Source organism: Coraliomargarita algicola, assembly GCF_033878955.1.
GTDB lineage: Bacteria > Verrucomicrobiota > Verrucomicrobiia > Opitutales > Coraliomargaritaceae > Thalassobacterium > Thalassobacterium algicola.
Window position 1 is genome coordinate 5242605 of record NZ_CP138858.1, and the last position, 17628, is coordinate 5260232.

Annotated in this window: 9 protein-coding genes; all 9 read left to right on the forward strand. The window is 50.9% G+C overall.

Annotated features, from left to right (window positions below; all coding sequences use genetic code 11):
- Positions 1–31: 31 nt before the first annotated feature.
- The 9 genes from SH580_RS21410 to SH580_RS21450 all read left to right on the forward strand — a co-directional run bounded on the left by SH580_RS21410 (position 32) and on the right by SH580_RS21450 (position 17601).
- Positions 32–3742 (forward strand): hypothetical protein, encoded by a 3711-nt coding sequence (locus tag SH580_RS21410; RefSeq protein WP_319832845.1) that lies wholly within the window; start codon positions 32–34, stop codon positions 3740–3742.
- The gene (locus SH580_RS21415) at positions 3715–4479 is read left to right on the forward strand and encodes a hypothetical protein (RefSeq protein WP_319832846.1); all 765 of its coding nucleotides are present in this window, start codon (positions 3715–3717) and stop codon (positions 4477–4479) included. The genes SH580_RS21410 and SH580_RS21415 overlap by 28 nt, the downstream gene beginning before the upstream one ends.
- A gap of 207 nt (positions 4480–4686) precedes the next feature.
- The gene (locus SH580_RS21420; protein WP_319832847.1) at positions 4687–6810 is read left to right on the forward strand and encodes a sensor histidine kinase; all 2124 of its coding nucleotides are present in this window, start codon (positions 4687–4689) and stop codon (positions 6808–6810) included.
- The gene (locus SH580_RS21425; RefSeq protein ID WP_319832848.1) at positions 6807–7589 is read left to right on the forward strand and encodes a response regulator transcription factor; all 783 of its coding nucleotides are present in this window, start codon (positions 6807–6809) and stop codon (positions 7587–7589) included. Before SH580_RS21420 ends, SH580_RS21425 begins: the two co-directional genes overlap by 4 nt.
- 137 nt (positions 7590–7726) lie before the next feature.
- Positions 7727–8650: an alpha/beta hydrolase gene (locus SH580_RS21430; RefSeq protein WP_319832849.1), complete on the forward strand. Its 924-nt coding sequence runs from the start codon at positions 7727–7729 to the stop codon at positions 8648–8650.
- A 382-nt stretch (positions 8651–9032) separates the two neighbouring features.
- Positions 9033–12068 carry a glycoside hydrolase family 2 TIM barrel-domain containing protein gene (locus tag SH580_RS21435; RefSeq protein ID WP_319832850.1) on the forward strand — a complete coding sequence of 1012 codons (3036 nt, stop codon included), beginning with the start codon at positions 9033–9035 and terminating at the stop codon, positions 12066–12068.
- A 32-nt stretch (positions 12069–12100) separates the two neighbouring features.
- Positions 12101–13549, forward strand: coding sequence for an arylsulfatase (locus SH580_RS21440; RefSeq protein ID WP_319832851.1), 1449 nt, complete (start codon positions 12101–12103; stop codon positions 13547–13549).
- Between the two features lie 33 nt (positions 13550–13582).
- Positions 13583–15127 (forward strand): sulfatase family protein, encoded by a 1545-nt coding sequence (locus SH580_RS21445; RefSeq protein ID WP_319832852.1) that lies wholly within the window; start codon positions 13583–13585, stop codon positions 15125–15127.
- 17 nt (positions 15128–15144) lie between these two features.
- Positions 15145–17601, forward strand: coding sequence for a glycoside hydrolase family 2 TIM barrel-domain containing protein (locus tag SH580_RS21450; protein ID WP_319832853.1), 2457 nt, complete (start codon positions 15145–15147; stop codon positions 17599–17601).
- Positions 17602–17628 lie beyond the last annotated feature (27 nt).

Consider the following 17628-nt stretch of genomic DNA (forward strand, 5'->3'; position numbering starts at 1 on the left):
ATTTTATCTTTTTACGCTTATATACCCCATCATGTTAAGACCCTCTAGGCAGTCCGGTTTCGCGCTCGTGATTGCCCTCAGCTTGATGGCATTTGTTTTACTCTTGCTGTTGTCGATTACCACACTTGTGCAGGTCGAGTCACAGAGTGCACAAACGCAGACATATAGTTTGGAAGCGGAGCAGGCCGCGCTGTTGAGCCTCAATATTGCAATTGGTAAGTTGCAAGAAGTCGCTGGCCCAGATCAGCGTATTACCGCTGCGGCAGATCAATTGAGCGATGGGGCCAATATCTATACCGGTGGTTTGTCGGTTCCCACGGGGCAAGGTTCGTGGACAGGTGTTTGGAAGTCAGACACAGCTTCCACTGGCACACCCAGCTACAGCCCTAAGTTTCCAAATGATCGCACCTTTGTTGGTTGGCTGGTCTCCAGTGCCAACGATACAACCGGTCAACTTGAGCTGCCCACCACTTTAGACGATGTGGAAGACGATGTGAATACGGGCAACGTGAGTGATTATGTGACTTTGGCGACCAGTTCAAATGGCGATGCCTATTGTCAAGTTGAGAAAGTGCAGGTGGATTCTTTAAATGGTGGAACGACGGCCTTTGCTTTTGCAGTCGAGGATGAAGGACTGAAGGCAGATTTATCATGGAGTGAACTGTCACCAAGTAATCTAAGTGCCGAACGCTATCAAGCCTCTCGCCTAAGCGCTGCACCTGGGCCGGATTATAGAGCTTTGAATGGTTCCGGCGCGTCTGGGCCGTTTGATGCGATTACCGACACCGATTATCCATTAACCAGTGATAGCCCGGATCTGATTGCTGCTGGCATTTTAAAGCTCAGTGATCTCGCGGGCATCACTAGCACCATGAGTAGTGGAGCAGATGCATCGGCTTGGCTCGAAGATCAACAAGCCGATGTCACTTGGGGAAGTCGCGGGGTGATCGCAGATGTGAAGCTCGGCGGACTACGCCGTGATCTGAGCCTTGCCTTTGAAATGGATGGAGACGCCGATGTGTCTACGACTTCTTTTCCTGCATTATTTAGTGCACAGGAAGGCGAGTTTGTCGGAGGGAATGATCGGTTGGCCTCACCACACGTCGCAGGTGGAATGCGTGGGGTGCATGAGCGGTTTCTTTACCGTGATACCTCAAGCTCTGGTTCACTCTTTTCGAGTGACATCGCTAATTCATACACTGCGCCACAGTGGGCTTCTGTGAGAGGGCCGAATTGGTGGGCGCTACGTGATTATGCTAATTTGTATAAGCGCTTGGAGGGGGTGAGTGGAAACTATTCAATGCGCGCTCGTGCTCATTATCCAAATGCCAGCGCACGCCTTCAACTGGATTCCAGCTTGCCAGGACCAGATTATACACTGGGTGAGATGATGCGTGCGCAAAGAAGTGTAAACGGAGCGGAGTCGGGTAGTAATGTGTGGAATGCAGAGATAAACGCAGACGGCACTTATATTTTTCGCCCAGCACGATCCAACTATGCACCGTTATTGATTGGTTCCGTTTACTATTATAGTCTAAAGAATGTCGGAGGCAATTTGGCGTTGGTGGCAGATCCTCTTTACTATTTTTGGAACCCTTACAATCGCAGAATCACGGCTGATAACTTAGCCGTTGCTTTGCTGGTTGGCATTCCTGGGACGCTTGAGCTAGAAGTGAATAAGGCAGATGGATCTTCTACGGTATATGGCCCTCGAGACTTTGGCAGTTATCAAACGCGTGATGCGGGGGGGAATAACATTAGCTATATGCTTTCTGGCTTGTCCATGGAGCCGGGGGAGATCATTGCCGTATCTCCTCCCTCTGGCACTAGCGCCCAGCGTAGCAGCTTGGTTTTAGGAAATCAATTTTCAGAATCGACAGGTATTGTTGTTCAGGAATTCCCAATCAACGATCCTGGTGACAAGATGAATCCTACCTGGGAAGCCGTTCCAATTAGCGAGGTGGTTTCGGTTAATGCCAAATTTGATCCTAATGCTAGGGGAATCTGGTCTGGCTCTTACAGGCAGCACACCAGTCTTCCCGTAGGACCTTTGGATGCGAATACCTTGTCTCGAAATGAATGGGGTGATCAGATACAGGCGCTTTGTTTTTGGTTAAATGACACGGACGATACTCCCTATGACATTGATGTGGATTCGGATGGAGTCATTATTACTGCCGCGGATCTTAGTGCCAAGAGTCCCTTTGGTGCCGTCGCTTATCTAGCTCTGCCAGCCGATTCTGCAGCACCTGTGGAGATCTTTTCGCAATTCAACCCTGCTTCCGTGGGCAGTAATGAACGATCGTTTAACCGAAGGGTCGATCCGAATTATACGTTCAAAGCACGTTGTATCGCCGGTGGGCTGAATAGCATCATCGATGAAATGGGATTTGATTTTCCGCCAGCAATTCGTAACGCCTACTGGGGCACGAGTTTTGAGGACTTCGGATCCACACACATACCGATGACTGAAATTCTATCGAGCCCGCTGTTATCGTTAGCTCAGTTTTCACACGCAGCGCTTAACACGAAAACTTCCGAGGCATACCATCCGGTGGGGAATTCGATGGCCAGTGTCATGGTTTCTCCCGTCTCACCTTATGGGAAATTACAAGATGGAGCCACGACAGGTCTGGTGACAGCTGCCGACACCTCGTGGCTGCTGAATGACGCACTTTTTGACCGATACTTTTTTTCAGGTATTGCTCCCGAATACACGCTATCCGGAAGCTACACGGCGACGGGTTCACTTCGAGCCACGCTGACGAACTTCTTCAGTTCGGACTATCGATCCGCCAATGCGAATCCTGTTTTGAGACCCTATTTGCCTGAAGGAATGACCGTGGACGAGATCCTGAATGAATTGGATGATACGACGGATGGTGAAGGTTACCTGAAGATGAGTGCCTACAGTCTGATCGATGGACAATTCAATGTGAACTCTACATCCGTGGAAGCATGGGCTGCTTTATTAGGTGCGAATCGGGACTTGGCGGTGAGTTATGCAGGTTCCGGTAGCGACACGGCTGACGGAACTCCGTTCCCCGCTGGAGCAGCACCGGCATTTAATAGTCTCTCGGGGAATGGCTGGTCAGGGTTTTCTCGTTTAGACAATGATCAGATTACCGATCTAGCTGAAGCGATCGTCAAACAGGTGAAGCTACGTGGCCCTTTCATGAGTCTGTCTGACTTTGTGAACCATCGAGTCGGGGAAGGGCCCCTGAGTGGTGTGCACTACATGGGCGCACTTCAGGCAGCGATTGAGGATTCTGGGATTAACAGTTCGGTGCAAGCAAGCGCTGGAGGCGTGACACCAGTCTATACTGGAGGTAGTTTTGGCGAGTATTTCTCTGGTGCGTCTCCGGTCGGCGAGCGTAAAACCACGACAGGTATTCCAGGAGATATTACGCAGGCGAAGCTACTCATGCCACTGGCTCCGCGCCTGAGTGCACGCTCCGACACTTTTAGTATCCGTGCTTACGGCGAGCGGCGCTCTCTGGATGGCTCCACGATCCTAGGTCAGGCGGCCTGTGAGGCGGTCTTGCAACGAGTGCCTGAGTATTTGGATCCGGATACAGATCCATCCAATAACGAACCATGGGATGAGGCACTGGCTAACCCATTGCCTTATACTGCATCAGCAACAGTCTCTGCATCTCCTCTGAACGCCATTAATACCCGCTTTGGGCGCCGCTTTAAGATCGTCAGCTTTAGGTGGCTGGCTCCAGAGGAACTCAATTAAAACGTATCTTGAGAACCGAATTTATGAAGCCCCATCGTATCAGTCTATTTATTGTATGCCTGCATTTCACCTTTGTGCTGGCTCTGCCCTTAGCGGCTCAATCAAATATAGACACATCAGGGGTGAAATTTACCTGTCTGCTGTGGGATGAGCTACCGATGGATGAGCTGTATTATAAAGAAGGGGAGTCCTATGAGCCGATAGAGTTTAGAAAAGGAAAACGATCTAAAGAGTATAGTCTTAGAAATACCAGTGTATTTGAACTCTTCGTGCCTGTCGTGAATGAGGACGGGCAAGGTTATTTTAAGCTCATCGGCACTTCGCCACTGGTTGAGGGGACAGCGCAAATTCTTTTCATCATGGTTCCATTAGAGCGGCAACCGGACATGCTTCTGAGTATCCTAGCCTTGGATGATTCTATTGATGGCTTCCCGCCCGGAACCTTTCGATTTGCTAATTTCACTGGTTCGGAATTGCTGGTCAAGGTCCGGGATGAAGTGACTCAATTAGCGGCGGGGAAGGTTACAGTTGCGGACTCTCAATCCTCGGAGGATGGCGGTCTAGTGCCGGTGGCATTGGGTAGTCTCGAAGGTGAGTTACTGCATTTCACTCGAATATATGCTCATGCAAGAACACGTGAAATTGTGTTTATTTTGAAATCCAAGAATCCTCGGAAGAAATTTGATTTTAAGTTTGTTCCGCAAAATATGCCCCAACCTAAAAAGTTGGCTGAATAGAATTTATGGAGAATCTGAACCGTCTAATCCTGCTGATCGCGTTTTGTATACCTCTGTTCTCGCAAGTATTTGCGGCTGAGGTAGACTCATCGAGTTTGGAATTTAAGTTTATTCCACAGAACGTGCCAATGTCGGAGTGAAAGTTGGCAGAGCTTAATCGATATTTTGGTTCCTTTTTTGGAATAGCTATTTATTTGTTTTGGGGTCTTGATCCGAATTTTACTCCAGTTTTTATATATTTTATTGTCTGTGGTCGCAGGTGGGGGCGCACTACAGGGCGAAGTCTCGATCTTCGAAATTCCATCAGTTCGTGAGGCGCTCGCGATTGAGGCTGAGGGAGTCCGAGCTGAACTAGAAGCATTGCCCGATTTTAGTGAGACGCGGCAGATTGATTCGTATGGTTTTCATGGTGAATACCTTCCGGTGCTGGATGAACTGCCACAGACGCCTCGATGGACGGTGAAGTTGTCTTGGGGGGCCGTTGCTAAATTGGAGCAAGTCATCTTAGTGCCAGCGATTGACCCGCGGCAGGGCACGATTCGAGGCTACGGCTTTCCGCGCCGTTTCCGAGTTTCGAAGGTATTTCCAGACGGAAGCAGTGAAGTGGTGGCGGATTGGATGCATGAAGATTGTCCCGATCCCGGGCATGTCCCTTTGAGGATCGAACTCGTGGAGCCATTGTGTGACACGATTCGAATCGATGTGCACCGGGGGGCTGAGGAGAGCGGGCGCGAGGTGTTTGCTTTGGGAGAGGTATTTGGTGTGGTTGAACATGAGGTTTGGCAGGCTAAGACGGTCGAGGCGGGGCCAGAGTTCGAGGCGCGGCCCTACTGGAGTAAGGATTATTTGGCGGATCAAAAGACTGGGCTGGGGATGCCGCTGGGGATGCAGGTGGCATTCGGGAATGATGCTGCGTCGCTGGAGCGTGATTTTTCGGTGCGCTTCGATGAGCCTGAAACAAATGAGTATGTGATTGATTTCGATTTGGGCAGTGAGTTTCGGATGGGCTGGCTTACACTGTTTCCTTCGACGCCACCGGAGGGCAGTATTGTGCCTGGCTATGGTTTTCCGGGGAAGATTGAGCTCTATGCTGGGCGCATGGCTCGTGATCAGGTGGTTTTTCGGCCGATTCGCGATGGGCGTTGGGGTGACGGGAATCCACGGGATAATGCAGTGCGAATTCCCCTGTATGCGGCGAACGGACGTTGGCTTCGATTGAAAGTGAGCGAGCTTCCGGTAGAGAATGGACGTCCGGTTTTTGCAATGGGCGAAGTGAGTATTAGTATGCGGGAACAGCTTTACCCTGTGACGGCGATTCGCCTTGAGGGATTTCCTGAGGGGGCGGAGTCGCGGGTCGGCTCTTTGACGGACGGTCTAGTTGGCGGGCGGCCTGAATTGCAAATGTTAGATTGGTTTGAGCTGATTGAACGCCAGAATCGCTTGGAACAGAGTTTGGAGGACATCAATTGGGTGGATCGAGGGCTGGAGCAGCGTTGGTCTCAGGCTCTGAATCTGGCAATCATGGGCGTTGTGCTACTGTTTTTGTTCATTGTATTGGTTTGGGTGATACGGCGGCGCTTGAGTCTGCAGAAGCTGCGGCTGCGCATCGCGGAAGAGCAGCATCAAACGGAGATCGAGCAAATGAAGCTGCGTTTCTTTACCCATATCTCGCATGAGTTACGCACACCATTGACCGTGATTCCTGCACCGATAGAGCGGGCGATAAAAGAAGTCGGCGAGGGGAAGCTGAAAGACTATCTTGGGGTGGCGCTTAAAAATGTGCATGAGTTGCAACAGCTGGTGGAACAGATTCTGGATCTGCGCCAGATTCAAGAGGGGAGAATGCGAGTCATGGCCTTGGACTTGGAGTTGGTGCAACATGTGCGCTCTATATTTGATGCCATGCAGCCTTTGGCCGAAGCGAAAGGGATCGATTTGATCTTTAAGCCTGCTATGAATCGCTTGGTGGCGTGTGTCGACCCGGATGGGATCAAGCGCATCCTGGGGAATTTGATAGGCAATGCGATCAAGTTTACACCTTCTGGGGGGAGTGTGGAGCTGCAGCTTACAATGGTCGATGATGCTCTCGTCTTGTCCGTTGAAGACACGGGGCCTGGTATCGCGGCGGAAGATTTGCCGAATATTTTTGAGCAACATTATCGTGGCCAATCGACTGGTGAGATGCAAACGCATGGATCAGGAATTGGATTGGCATTGGTCCACGAGGTTGTGAGCTTGTTGGGGGGCACTGTGCAGGTGGAGAGTCCGATCGCAGACGGGCAAGGCTCTAAATTCACAGCGAATTTACCACTTAAGAAAGGATCGAAATGATGGATCAGCAGACAACAGAGAGGGCCACGATACTGGTCGTCGAAGATAACGCAGATGTGCGACTGGTGTTGGAGACCGAGTTGGAGGATGATTATGTCGTGCTGCTCGCGAGTCATGGTTGTGAGGGGCTCGAGCTCGCTATTCAGAATGTGCCAGATCTAGTGATTACAGATGTGATGATGCCTGAAATGTCCGGTTTGGAGCTGTGTAGGGCGATTAAACACAATGAAGTAACGAATCATATTCCAGTGATCATGTTGACTGCTCGCGGCCAAGAGTATGAGCAGATCGAAGGCTTAGAGGTCGGTGCCAACGACTACATTAGTAAGCCCTTTTCGGTACCGATTTTAAAGATGCGGATTCACAACCTGCTTGAATCACGACGTCATTACCGGCTGCGCATTCTGCAGCAATTAGATGCCACGGGCGATATCGAAGCGGTTTCCTTTGAGGATCGTTTTATGGAGCGGGTGCTGGCTTGTGTGGATCTGCATTTATCTGAGCCAGATTTTGGAGTGGAGCAACTTGCCGCGGAGGTGGGCATGTCGGAACGGACCTTACAAAGAAAACTGAAGGCAATGGCCGACACCACGCCGCAGGATGTGATCCGGTCGATTCGACTGAACCGTGCTCGTAGTTTGCTCGAAAGCAGTTCTCTTTCGGTTTCTGAAGTCGCGTTTAAAGTCGGTTTTCAAGAGCCGACTAATTTTAGTCGTAGTTTTAAAAAGCAGTTCAGCTTGCCGCCTTCGCACTTCCGCAGCGAGTCGGAAGACGCATAGCTCCTCCAAGGGATCGTGCAGATCAGGCTGTTAAACTAAGAAACGTCGCGAGTTATCTCATGCCTACGAATGACCTTTTCTGGCGATAGACAGGGGGCGTTCGCTTTGATAAAATTGCATGTTAATTTTTATACTCTGTGAAAGCATCTATATTACCTCTACTCACTATATTTCTGCTCTGTGCCGTGGGCGCCCATGGCGCCAGCAGATGGGACAAAGGCCAGGCACAGGCCGAACAAGCGACGGCAGAGTATTTGGTCCAATATACTGATGTTCATTCGGAAAGGATTGTGTTCAAAACAATCACGCTTCCGAACGGAAAAAAGATGGATCTGGATTTCCGATTGGAGCGCCCCAAAGCAGGCGAGGGGCCCTTTCCGGTCGTTTTCTTTGTCCATGGCGGCGGGTGGGTGAAAGGTAACAAGTCAGGTTTTCTCCATCAGTCCTTCGTGCTGGCGAAGCACGGGATCGCTGGGGTGCGCCTAGAGTATCGCTTGAAATCGCATGGGGCGAGATATCCTGAGGCGATTAGTGATGTGCTCGATGCCATTGACTATGTGCGCCAGCACGCCAGCGAGTTGAATCTAGACTTTACGCGAGTGGGCATCGCCGGCGGTTCGGCGGGCGGGCACCTTTCCGCCATCGCAGCTCAAATGACGCCGGAGTGTATTTGCTACGATGGTTACAACGGGCTGTTTGATGCCTTCGATCGGAATCGCAGTCGTTTTGGCGGTGGCGATTATACGGGCACCACTGAAGCTGAGAAGAAGGCAGCATCTGCCATCTATAATATCAAAACGCCGCCGCCAGACACTTTTTTATATCACGGCACAGCTGATCCTACAGTCGACTTCAAGCAGTCAGTCCGCTTTGCAGAAGCGATACGAGCCAAGGGCGGTTCGGCTGAGGTCTTAGCTTATGAGGGGCAAGGGCATGGTTTTTTTAATAAAGACCCATTCCTGACGGCAACCACTCAAGCGCTGCTGGCGCATACCTTGTATGTGTTTGAAATGAGCGATGAGGATCCAGAACTGGATGAATATTTTGTCCCGCTTGAATAACTAGACGTGATTTGTGAATTTTTCGTAGCATGCAGTATATGCCCTTTATGGGTGCTACATCTAACGTAAGTTGCCTATTAGATTTTATACAATCACCGCGTGAAGCGCTACGCGCACACGGCAGGGTGCGCAGAGAGGAGAAGATTGAGGAGAGACGGGAAGGGGAAGAAACAAACCGGGAATATGGAGACTGTCCAGTGCCAAGCCTAAATGCAGGTCGACAGTTTATTTGCTCTGTATGTCGCCTAATGATCAGCATTCTGTCGGGTGGTGATTAGCACAATTTTGCCTAAAGATGTTATACTTTTGGTCTAATTGTAAAAGGGGGGCGCTCTCTCAGATCAAAATGAAAAACTTAGTCATAATTCCCGGACTTAAACCGATGAAAATGATTCAAACATATATTCTCTTTTTATTGGCGGCACTGTCCGTGCAAGCCGCGCGCATGAGCTTTGATGAAAGCTGGCAATTCACGCTCGGTGATCCTAAAGGTGCCGAGCAAGTTGCCTTTGCGGATAGCGATTGGCGCGTGCTGGATGTGCCGCATGACTGGAGCATCGAGGGTGAATATAGCAAAGCTCATCGGATGGGGGACAAGGGCGGCTATTTGCCAGCGGGTATCGGTTGGTATCGCAAGACGATTGTCGTGCCTCAAGAATGGAAGGGAAAGTATGTGGAGATCGCCTTTGATGGCGTCTTTATGAATAGCACCGTGTGGGCCAATGGTCAGAAGCTCGGCACGCGGCCCTATGGCTGGAGTTCGTTCGCGTATGACATTAGCGAGATCGTGGAAAGCTCAGGCTCGATTACTTTTGCGGTGCGGGTGGACAATTCAAAGCAGCCAGCCGCACGCTGGTATACGGGCAGTGGAATCTATGCGCACACATGGATCGATGTTAAGGACAAGATTCATGTGCCTGCAGATGGCGTTTTTGTTCGCACTCAAGGCGAGGCAGCTGCGATCGATGTAGAGCTTAAGAATACCACTGGCACAGCACAATCAGTGGGAGTGGAAGTCGTCATCATCGATCCTAGCGGCAATGAGGTCACCAAAGAACAACGATCGGTTATGGTAAATACGGATGCTGTTCAGGCCTCAGATTTTAGCTTTCAGGTCTCAAATCCTCAACGTTGGGATATCGATTCGCCACATCTGTATCGTGCGGTTACGAAAGTCGTGGTAGCAGGCACAGTTGTGGATACCACGACGACTCGATTTGGTTTTCGCGATGTCGAATGGAAGCCAGATACGGGCATGTGGCTGAACGGTAAGAACATCAAGTTGCAGGGCGTGTGTAATCACCAGGATGCGGGTGCGCTCGGCGCGGCGGTGCCGGATAAGGTGCTACGTTTTCGCATCGAGCAGCTCAAGGCGATGGGCTGTAACGCTATCCGCACAGCGCACAATCCGCAGACACCGACCTTTTACGATATCTGCGATGAGGTCGGCATGTTGGTGATGGATGAAATCTTTGATGGGTGGTCTAAAAAAGCTAACCATGATTATGGGCGGTATCATTTTCAGGAATGGTGGGAGCGTGATCTGACAGATTGGATCAAGCGCGACCGCAATCATCCATCCATTGTGATCTACAGTGTGGGCAATGAAACTCACGGCAAGGTCGGTGAAGACTTGGTGGCACTTTGCCATGAACTCGATCCCACACGTCCGGTTACTTCCGGTCACTCAAGCTCGGAATACATGGATGTTTTCGGTGTGAACGGTGCCAGTGAGAAAACAGGCTGGTTTGATAACCTAGAAACAGATCGTGTATTCATCGGCACTGAGAATCCGCATACGTGGCAGGTGCGAGGTTACTATCGCACGAAGACCTGGTATCGTAACGGCTATCCTAGTAGGAGTCAGAAGCCGTATGAAATTCCTGACCTCACTCAGGAGGAAGTGTTTTCTTATGATTGGATTGATGCTGATGGGCGGAGTAACCGCAAACAGATCTTTAACTCCAGTTATGACAACGCGACCGTGCGCTTGACCGCACGCCACAGTATCGAGCAGTTGCGCGACATTCCCAATTATGCCGGCTCCTTTCGTTGGACGGGACACGATTATATTGGCGAAGCGGGCTACGTGCATGGTGGCTGGCCGTTTCGAGCATTCATGGGCGGCGCCATTGATCTAGCCAACTTTGAAAAGGACCTTTTCTACCTCTACCAAAGTCAGTGGACCGATGAGCCGATGGTTCACATTCTACCGCATTGGACACATCCTACGCTCAAGCTTGGCACCGAAATTCCAGTTTGGGTGTATTCTAACTGCGATGAAGTGGAGCTGTTTTTGAACGGAAAATCACTCGGTAAGCAAGGCCCCGGCACTCAGTGGGATGCGATGCAATGTGAGTGGATGGTTGGATGGCAGCCGGGTGAGTTGAAGGCGATCGCCTACAAGGATGGAAAGCCTGTATGCGAAAAAATAATACGCACTGCGGATGCGCCCGCTCGCATCGCGCTGTCGATCGACGGTGAACCGCTGGCGAAGACTGGCAAAGACATCGTGCAAGTGCGCGTCACGACGCAGGATGCAAAGGAAGAGTTTTATCCTTACGGTGAAAATCGGACCGCATTTCATGTGATTGGGCCTGGGCAGATTCGTGCTTTGGACAACGGTAGCCCGGTGGATGTGGAGCAACATTTCCGCGCAAAGGATCGGATTGCTTTTTACGGACTGACCCGCGCCTATGTAGAATCGACTGGCGCAGCTGGAGATATCACATTATTGGCCAGCTGTATTCTTGGCGAGAAACGTCAGATCTCTTCGGAGCTGGTGAGTATTGATGCGCAGTTACTATCTCTTCGCGGCACATTGGCTGCGGTAAGTGTCGAGATTTTCTATACACTCGATGGTAGCACACCGACGACGCAATCAACTCGCTATACAAAAGCTTTTGCGGTGCCACTTGGCACGACGGTCAAGGCGCTGGTCGCGTTGGATGGTCAGCCTGTTCAGATCCTAGAAGAGCGCTTCGCAGCTGACGAAGGTTTTGTCTGGAATGTGGCGCAGGATGCGTCTCATGGCGGCGACCAAGCGGAAGATGCCAAGTTGAGTGGCGCGGTGGTGAGCACTGCGGGTAAAGGTTTTAATGGTAAAGGATTCGTGGATTTCGGTAACAATAAGGGTGCCTATGTTGAATGGTATCAGGAGAACGACGGCGACGCAGGCGAGGCGGATCTAACAATACGCTACAGCGGCAAAGCCAGAGGAGCCTCAGGGCGTGCGATCCAGTTGAGCATCAATGGTAAGGTGATTGATAAACAGCGGATGCTGCCGAATACGAAAGATTGGGGCTCCGACTGGCAAACCGTGACGGTGCCGATTCGGATCGGACGCGGTGCCAATACCATTCGTCTAAGCACCGTCGAAAATGGCGGTATGTATATCGATGAAATTTCAGTGCGATAATTAATTTAGAAATACCTGAGGAAGTGCGACTTATGATAAATCGGAATATGCTAAAGGGACTCTTATTCTGTGTGACAGCGACTGCCGCCACGCTGACTTGTAGCGCAGATTCGTTGCCCAATGTGATCTACATCCTCGCGGATGATCTGGGCTATGGTGAAGTTGGTTACAACGGTCAGGAAAAGATCCAGACTCCCGAGCTCGACGCGATGGCGGCGCAGGGCATGCGTTTCACCAATCACTACTGCGGTAATTCCGTGTGTGCACCCTCGCGTGCTTCGTTGATGACGGGAAAGCACCCGGGCCATGCGTATATCCGCGCCAACAGTCCCGGCTATCCCGATGGCCAGACGCCTCTGCCGGAAGGCACCGAGACAGTTGGGAAGCTGATGCAGCGCGCGGGTTACAAGACAGCGATCATTGGTAAGTGGGGGCTTGGTTCTACTTGGGATAGTGGCCATCCGAACCAACAGGGCTTCGATCACTTCTTCGGCTACACCGATCAGCGCAAGGCACATAACTATTATCCGGAATACCTCTGGCGAAATTCTGACAAAATCATGTTGGATAATGGCAAAGGGAAAAAGAATGACTATAGCCATGATTTGATGACGGTGGAGGCCCTGCAGTTTATTGATGACAATAGCCGTTCGACAGGCTCAGGCCAAGCAGCGCAGCCATTCTTTCTATATCTCGCTTATACAATACCGCATACTTCCTATCAGGTGCCGGATCTCGCGCAGTACGAGAACGAGGATTGGCCGATGAATATGAAGAAGCATGCCGCCATGACTTCGCGCATGGATCGCGACATCGGTGTGATTAAGCGTCACTTGGAAGCGCTCGGTCTGGCGGAGAATACCTTGATCATGTTCAACAGCGATAACGGCGCACACGGACAGCAAGGCTCGTTGCAGTTCTTTAAGACTTCCGGCGAATTGCGCGGTAAGAAGCGCCTTATGTATGAAGGCGGCGTGCGCTCTCCGATGATTGCCTACTGGCCAGGTAAAGTGCCCGCTGGAAGCGTGAGCGATCACCTGTCCTCTTTCTGGGATATGTTGCCGACCTTTTCCGAACTGACGGGCGAACCCGTGCAAGGCGAGACCGATGGGATTTCGATGTTGCCGACACTACTGGGTAATGAGGCTCAGCAGAAGCAGCATAAGTATCTCTATTGGGAACTGTATGAAGGTGTGCCTAATCAGGCCGTGCGCATGGGCAAGTGGAAAGGCGTGGTTTCGGATCGACGTAAGGGCATGAAGATTGAGCTCTACGATCTCTCTGCCGATGAGGGCGAGCAAAGCGATGTGGCCGCGGCTTATCCGGAAGTGGTGAGCGAAATTCGTAAGGCATTGATAGAGGCACACGAACCAAGTCCATTCTGGTCGAAAGATAATCAACCGCTCTTTGATGCGCAAGCCGCCTGTGAAGTGAACGGGGTGCAGCCGATGGTTCTGAAACAGAAGAAGAGGAAGAAATAAGCCTCGTCTATTAAAATAACATTGGGAGAAGCTATGATAAAAAAAATATTCATTCTATTATTTGTGTCGGTTGTTGTCTGCATAGCGAAGTCAGATAAGCCGAATGTGATTGTGATTCTGGCCGATGATTTGGGCTATGCTGATGTCGGTTTTCACGATGTGACGGCGAGCGATGTGCACACGCCGAATCTCGATCGACTGGCGGCTTCGGGTGTGTCGTTTTTGAATGCCTATGCGAGCTCGCCAATTTGTAGTAATTCGCGTTTAGCTTTATCAACAGGGCGCTATCAGCAGCGCTGGGGTGCCTATTATTATGCAGAGGGTGGCTTGCCTAGGACAGAGCACACTATCGCTGAAATGATGCTTGAAGCGGGCTATCGCACGATGAAGGTCGGGAAGACTCACATGAATGATGGGCCGAAGAGCCATCCGATGAAACATGGATTTGAGCGCTTCCTTGGCTTTATTCACCATTCTTGGGATTATCATTTGTTGAGCTCAAAAGATGTGCAGGCTTATGAGAATAAGAGACGGGGCAGTCCGCAGAAAATGACGCAATCCCCGATTGGGCCTCTAACGCGCAATGAGGGTGCAAAAGAGTCGTATGAGGGGATAACGACGACCGAAATTTTTGAACGTGAGGCCATCTCGTTTATTACAGAGGAGAGCGATCAGCCGTTTTATTTACGTTTGTCATTCAATGCGGTGCACACGCCGTTAACGCGTGCGCCGAATCCACAGTTAGCTAAGAAATATGGCATCCCGCTTCGTCCTTTTGATCGTGACGCCGCAGTTTGGAAATACCCCTTGTGGGATCCTGTAAAGCAGCCGAACTACAAGAAGTGGTATAGTCAGGCTGCTCACTTGGGGATACCTGATCCTTATGGGAGAAAAATCTATTTAGCGCACTTGGAGCAAATGGATCTTGCGATTGGGAATTTGATGAACGCTCTTGAAGCGCAGGGGATTGCCGATAACACCATCATCTTTTTCTCATCGGACAACGGAGGATCGGATCAATCGTATGCGAACAACGGCAATATCAATGCGTATAAATACTGCCTGATGGACGGTGGTATCAAAGTGCCTATGGTGTTGTCGTGGCCAGAAAGGTTTGAGAAAGGCACCAGGATTGAAGCAACGGTCACACATCGCGACCTGTTTGCGAGTTTATCAGAAATCACTGGTATCGCACCGAAGAAATCGCTGGATGGAAAAAGTCTATTGCCGCTGATCGATGGAAGTGTTTCGGATTTACATGCGGGCGAAACATTGTTCTGGGACTCAGGAAGGAAACAGGGCAACTGGGTGGCACGTCAGGGCAAATGGAAACTCGTTTACCGTAAAAAGCCTAAGGATTACAAGGCCTACCAGTTAGATGAAAACGGGCTGGTTAAAAAGGAATTTAAGACAGTGCCGATCGCGAGTGGTTTGCAGCTTTATGATTTGGAAGCTGACCCAGGCGAAACCAAAAACCTAGCGAAACAGAACCCAGAGCGAGTCACGGCAATGAAAAAGATGTATACCGCATGGCGATCTGAAATGGCTGAGCCGATCCGGGGGCGGGATGTTAAGTAGTAGGAGATTTTGTTAAAATGAACTCATTAAAGATAATTGTCGGCTTGGCGGTTTTGTCGCTGCCTTTGGTGAGTGCAGCCGAACGGGAAACGATCGACTTTAATGGGGGTTGGAAGTTTGCGCGCTTTGGTGCGATGCCCGATGGTTCGCAACTGGCGGAACCCGCAGGACTGGAAAAGCCCAGCGCGGATGTATCTGCATGGAGAATATTGGACCTGCCGCACGATTGGGGCATCGAAGGGCCGTTCCGAGCAGAGCTAGAGAATCGAACAGGAAAATTGCCGTGGGCGGGCATTGGCTGGTATCGGAAAACGTTCGAAGTTGAGGCGCTGGGGAAACGTGTCTTTGTCGAGTTCGACGGAGCGATGAGTAACAGCCAGGTCTGGCTCAATGGCGAGTATGTCGGCGAGTGGCCGTATGGCTATGCCTCGTTTCAGTTTGAGCTGACTCCATTTCTGCAGCAGGGAGAAAATGTGCTTGCAGTGCGTTTGGACAATAAAGAGAGATCTTCGCGTTGGTATCCGGGCGGTGGTATCTATCGCAATGTTCGCTTGGTTAAAACGGCGGCGACTCGTGTGGCACATTGGGGCACCTTTGTCACTACGCCGGAAGTTCCTACCACGAGCGCCAGTGTTCACATTCAAACCACTCTGGATGGCGCAGTTGAGGGCACGGAAGTGCGGCACGAAATTCTCGAAACGGGAAGTAATGGCAGTGGCACGGATTGCACTCTGACGGTGAAGTCGCCCAAGCTGTGGGATTTGCAAAGTCCGAATCTTTATACATTGGAAACTACGGTGCTGCAGAACGGTGAGGTCGTCGATCGCGAGCAGACAGTGTTTGGTATTCGCACGATTGAATTTACCACCGATCGGGGCTTTTTACTCAATGGTAAGACTGTGGTTATGAACGGCGTGTGTCAGCATCACGATCTTGGGCCGTTGGGGACAGCCATCAACACTCGCGCGTTGGAGCGTCAAATCGAGATTCTAAAAGAGATGGGCTGCAATGCGATCCGCACCTCGCACAATCCGCCGGCACCCGAATTTCTTGAACTGTGCGACCGCATGGGGATCTTGGTGCAGGTCGAGGCCTTTGATGCCTGGAAAGCGAGCAAGACTCCTAACGATTACAGCCTGCATTTTACTGAGTGGCATGAGCGTGATTTACGCGCTATGGTGCGTCGTGATCGCAACCATCCCAGCGTCGTGATGTGGTCGACTGGCAACGAGGTGCGTGAGCAGGGGAATGCTGCTGGAATCAAAATTTCGCAGCAACTCACAGACATTATTAAGTCCGAGGATATCACGCGCCCTGTCACCGCAGGTTGTAATAACTATCGGGCTGGGTTTAACGGCTTTGAGCAGACAGTCGACGTCTTCGGTTACAATTATAAGGCCAAGCAGAATGCAAAGTATTATAAACAGTTCTTGCAGAAGCATCCAGATATCCCGCTCTACGGCAGCGAAACGGCGTCCACTGTCAGTTCACGTGGCGAGTATTTCTTTCCTTTTTCCGAGGATAAGTCAAAGGGCTCCGGCGGTTACTTTCAGGTGAGCAGCTATGACTTCACGGCGCCGTCGTGGGCCTATCGTCCGGATGTGGAATTCGAAGCCTTGGATCGTTACCCGAAAATATTCGGTGAGTTCGTTTGGACTGGATTCGACTACATCGGCGAACCGACTCCCTACAATAAGGACAGCACCAACTTGCTGAACTTCACCGATCCGAAGCAACGCGCCCGGATGAAAGCGGAACTTGAAAAACTGGGCGGTGATATTCCACCACGTAGTTCTTATTTCGGCATCGTCGACCTGTGTGGCTTTCCGAAAGATCGCTATTTCCTGTATCAGGCGCGCTGGCGCCCAGACTTGCCGATGGCACACATCTTGCCGCATTGGAACTGGCCGGAGCGAGTGGGGGAGGTCACGCCCGTGCATGTTTATACCTCCGGAGATGAAGCTGAAGTCTTCCTAAATGGGAAGTCGCTCGGTCGCAAGAAGAAGGGACTATACGAGTATCGTCTGCGTTGGGACGACGTGTTATATCAACCTGGCGAGTTGAAAGTGATCGCTTATAAAAACGGCAAGCCATGGGCTGAAGATGTGATGCCGACTGCAGGCGACGCTGCTAAGCTTTCTCTATCGGCTGACCGTTCAGAGATTGCCGCAGATGGCCGTGACCTGTCGTTTATCACCGTTCAGATTTCGGATCAAGACGGGCAACTCGTGCCTCGTTCGCACAACGAGGTGGCGTTTACCATTGAAGGTCCTGGTAAGATTGTGGCCGTCGGCAACGGCAATCCTGTCAGCCACGAACCGTTTCAAGCTTCGAGACGCAAGGCGTTCAATGGTCTCTGTCTGGTGGTCGTTCAGTCAGTCAAAGGCGAGGCGGGCATCATTCGTTTAACCGCGTCCTCCGACGGACTGATTGGACGAACTGTTGAAATTAAAACTTTAAAATCTGCAAACTGAATCCATTCAAGCATCTCATACGTAATC